Here is a 3,889-nt window from a genome sequence, read left to right on the forward strand (position 1 = left end):
GAGAGTCCCGCCCTCACCCCTGCCCCTCTCCCCCGAGGGGGCGATGGGACCATAAAAGAACCTCTGCACCCGAGAAGATCTCCGAGGAGTAAAATAGCGTGAGAGATCAAAAACTGCACAAGGAGGTGGAAATATGAAACTCTCAACTCCGCACGGGCACCATTTCTTCCATGGTCAAAGTTTCTTTCACCGCGGGTTCTATTGGGGACGTGACCTGTATGACGCCAGGGGGGTTCATCGAGGATGGCTCACTGCGCTGGGCGTCATGTACCTCCTGCTCGGCTTCGTCGGCTTTTTGATGGCTACCCTCATGACCCTTGCCAGCGTGCTGTTCTTCGGTCTGCTGGCGATCATCGGTGGCGTCATCCAGATAGCCACCAGCTTCAGCTCACAGGGAGGTCGGCACGTGTGGGGAGGCATAGCGCTGGGGGTGCTTTACCTCATCGCCGGGCTGCTGATCATCGCCAACCCGGTGGCGAGTTCCTTGGTACTCACCCTCTTCCTGGCCGGCGCCCTGATCGCACTGGGAGCGCTACGGATCTTCTACTGGATCGAACACCGCAATCACAGCTTCTGGATCTGGTCGATAGTTTCAGGAGCGATTTCCATCGCGCTCGGTCTCTTGATCATCGCTCAGTGGCCGGTCAGCGGCCTGTGGGTGATCGGACTCTTCGTGGCCCTGGACATGCTCTTCCACGGCGGCGCCGCCCTGGCCCTGGCCTTCGAGGAGAAGAGGACTCTGCTTTAACAGGCATCGCCCCTGCCAACTAAAAAGCCGCTCCCGTCATGAGAGCGGCTTTGTTGCTTCAACCTCCCGAAATCATGTGGCCCCTCTCGACACTCGTCCCCTCCCCCCTGTCATCCCTTCAGCTGCGCTCGCCTTTGGCGCCACCTCACGCAGTACGGAAAGTATAATTACATCCCTTTAATACATCTGGACATTTCGATACCTTGCGATAATCTTCGCCGGTGTTCATCGATGATACAAGCTGGATGAAACAAGCTGGCGAGACGGCATTTTTTCATTACGAGCAGCCACGCAGGTGGCGAAGGAAGCGTGGACGGAAGGGAGGAGCGACTATGTTCTACATGAGCAACCGCCTTGGCGCCTGGCAGGTCGGGGATGATGCCGACCGTGGAAACGTCGAGTTCAAAATCTTCTTCCCGAAGTTGGACAGCGGTCACGATCCACAAATAGCGTCGATCAAGGTTTTCGGAGACTTCCAGAGCCAGATCTCACCTCATGCCGATTGGGATTTCGACAACGGTTTCGACCTCAAACCGGTCTCCGTCCCGGAAGGCACCATCTGGAGCTACCGCACGGAAAATGAACTGCAGTCCGGTTACTACCAGTACAAGTACCTCGTCACCTTCAACGACCACACCCAGCGCAAGGTATCCGATCCCTGCACGCGCTACGGCGGCACCGAGAACGAGAACGCCGCCTTCGTCATCGGTGGCAGCAAGGCGGCCGACAACCTCATTGCCCCTCTGAAAAGCGGCCGCAAGCACCTGCGCGACCTGATCGTCTACGAGCTGATGATCGATGATTTCACCAACGGCTATATCGAGGCGGAAGCACCGCTCGCCGCGGTCATCGAAAAGCTCGACTACATCAAAGGTCTCGGCTTCAACGCGATACTGTTCATGCCGTGGACTGCTTGGAAGAACCGCCAGTTCGACTGGGGATACGAGCCGTTCCAGTACTTCGCCGTGGAGTACCGCTACGCCAACGCATGGGGACAGCCGGCCGAGAAGATTTCCTGGCTGAAGAAACTCGTCAACGAATGCCACCTGCGGGACATCCACGTGATCATGGACGGCGTGTTCAACCACGTGAGCATGGATTTCCCCTACAAGGCGATGTACCTGATCCCGGACGACTGCCCCTACGCCGGCGACTTCGGCGGCACCTTCACCGGGCTGCAGGACCTGAACTTCCACAACGCCTGCACCAACGAGTTCATCCTCGACGTCTGCTGCTACTGGATCGACACCTTCAAGATAGATGGCATACGGTTCGATAACACCGTGAACTACATCGACTACGCCGTTGCCGGGGACCAGCGCGGCCTGCCCGAACTCCTTGACGGCATCAAGAAGCACATGGATGACCTGGGCGAGTCCAACTTCTCCCTGACCCTGGAACACATCAGCAAGGACGCCGCCACCATCACCAACGATACGCAGGCCACCAGCTTCTGGGACAACGCCCTCTACGAGGTTGCCTTCACAGGACTCTGGTCGAACCGGATCGACGCCAGGTTCCTGAACTCCCTCACCGACCAGCGCTTCCTCATCTCCCTTGACAAGGTCCCCACCATCTATCTCTCCAACCACGACCACAGCCACATCGCCTGGCAGGCGGGCGCGGCCGGCAACGAGGGATCCATGCAGTGGTGGAAACTCCAGCCCTACCTCATCGCCCTCTACACCGCGCCGGCGACCCCCATGGTTCCCAACGGCCAGGAATTCGGCGAAGACCACTGGATTCCGGAGAACGACCAGGGCACCGGCCGGCGGGTCAGCTCACGGCCTCTTAGGTGGAAGCTGGTGAACGACGACATCGGCAAGGCCCTTTTGAAGCTGCACGGGTGCCTGGGTGAGATCCGGGCGAAGTATCCGGGTCTGCGTGCCGCGAACTTCTATCCGCAGCCTTGGGAGGAGTGGCAGACACAGTTCAATCCGGCAGGCTACGGCGTCGACACCGGACGGCAGCTCGCCATCTACCAACGATGGGGCGATGATGGAAATGGGAGACAGCAGCACTTCGTGGTCGTCCTGAACTTCTCGGACCGCGACCAGACGGTGAACGTCCCCTTCCCGGAGGACGGCGTCTGGACCGATCTGCTGAGCGGGTATCAGGGGAGCTGGAAACCGACGGTCACCGGCGGCTGGCTCTCCTACACCGTTGGCTCGCATTGGGGAAATGTATTCTTCAAGTGAGGAGGGCGCGGAAGGGGCGCAGGTCGCCCAACAACTCCGCCCCGGGTACGTGAGGTTTCTCGAGGCGCTTCTTGAGCGCTTTCCGCAGCAACTCCTTAATGCTGCCGTCCAAGGAGTGCCATTCCATCTTTTCCAAGGGATACCGGAGGAAAAGGCTTGGATCTTGTCCAGGCGAGCGATCTTGTCTGATGAGGAGAAATAGAAAGGCCACACCGATTGATGTGGCCTTTCGCCTGGGCAGTGCTGTTGCTATTGGGCAGGCGGCGCGGGGGCGGTTTCGGTGGTGGTCGTGGTGGTGGTCTCTTTTTTCACCTTCTTGTGCTTCTTGTGATGCTTCTTGTGGTGTTTCTTGTGCTTGGCCGGAGTCTTCGCGGTCTCCTCTACGGGTGTCTTGGTGGGCTCGTTAGGGGTTGCTGTGGTCGTGGTGGTCGTGGTCGTGTCAGCAGCCGATACCAGAGCGGCGAAGGACACGGCGGCAAGGGTTCCGGTGAGAATCGAGAAAATGCGTTTCATCTGACTCCTCCTTGACAGCTGGATTAATTTTCACCAACAAACCTAAGCATCGTCTGTACCAACTCATCACATTGGGATCGGTACCCGCATCAACAGCGCTTTCCCGTTATCCCCGGTAAAGTTCGGCGACGCGCCCCGTGACCCAGACACCTCAAATGCTCCAACAGTCACCTCATTTGAGGTTGCTAATCATCCAACGACCTCTCCCCTCTCGGACAGACCTCCAGGTTGCGATGTTGCTCCCCCCCCAACGGCGTGGCACTCTTCGGCTCGATCTTAAAATCTGAAGACCGACCTTAAGAAGGTCAGGCTCGATCTTAAAATCTGAAGGCCGACCTTAAGAAGGTCGGGCTCAATCTTAAAATCTGAAGGTCGACCTTAACAAGGTCGGACCCGATCTTAAAATCTAAAGGCCGACCTTAACAAGGTC

General features: G+C 58.0%; 4 protein-coding genes. 2 read left to right on the forward strand and 2 right to left on the reverse strand.

What is annotated here, in order from left to right; genetic code table 11:
• Positions 1-133: 133 nt before the first annotated feature.
• Positions 134-748, forward strand: a complete 615-nt coding sequence (locus VJ604_RS06280) for an HdeD family acid-resistance protein (RefSeq protein ID WP_324080760.1) — start codon at positions 134-136, stop codon at positions 746-748.
• 332 nt (positions 749-1,080) lie between these two features.
• Positions 1,081-2,946 (forward strand): alpha-amylase family glycosyl hydrolase, encoded by a 1,866-nt coding sequence (locus VJ604_RS06285; protein ID WP_324080762.1) that lies wholly within the window; start codon positions 1,081-1,083, stop codon positions 2,944-2,946.
• Here VJ604_RS06285 and VJ604_RS06290 read toward each other — a convergent pair.
• Both VJ604_RS06290 and VJ604_RS06295 read right to left on the reverse strand, forming a co-directional pair.
• Positions 2,939-3,082, reverse strand: coding sequence for a hypothetical protein (locus VJ604_RS06290; RefSeq protein WP_324080764.1), 144 nt, complete (start codon positions 3,080-3,082; stop codon positions 2,939-2,941). The genes VJ604_RS06285 and VJ604_RS06290 overlap by 8 nt on opposite strands.
• Positions 3,083-3,195: 113 nt before the next feature.
• Entirely contained in the window at positions 3,196-3,459 is a 264-nt protein-coding gene (locus VJ604_RS06295; protein ID WP_324080766.1) for a hypothetical protein, read from the reverse strand.
• Positions 3,460-3,889 lie beyond the last annotated feature (430 nt).

It is taken from the genome of Geomonas sp. (assembly GCF_035254065.1).
GTDB lineage: Bacteria > Desulfobacterota > Desulfuromonadia > Geobacterales > Geobacteraceae > Geomonas.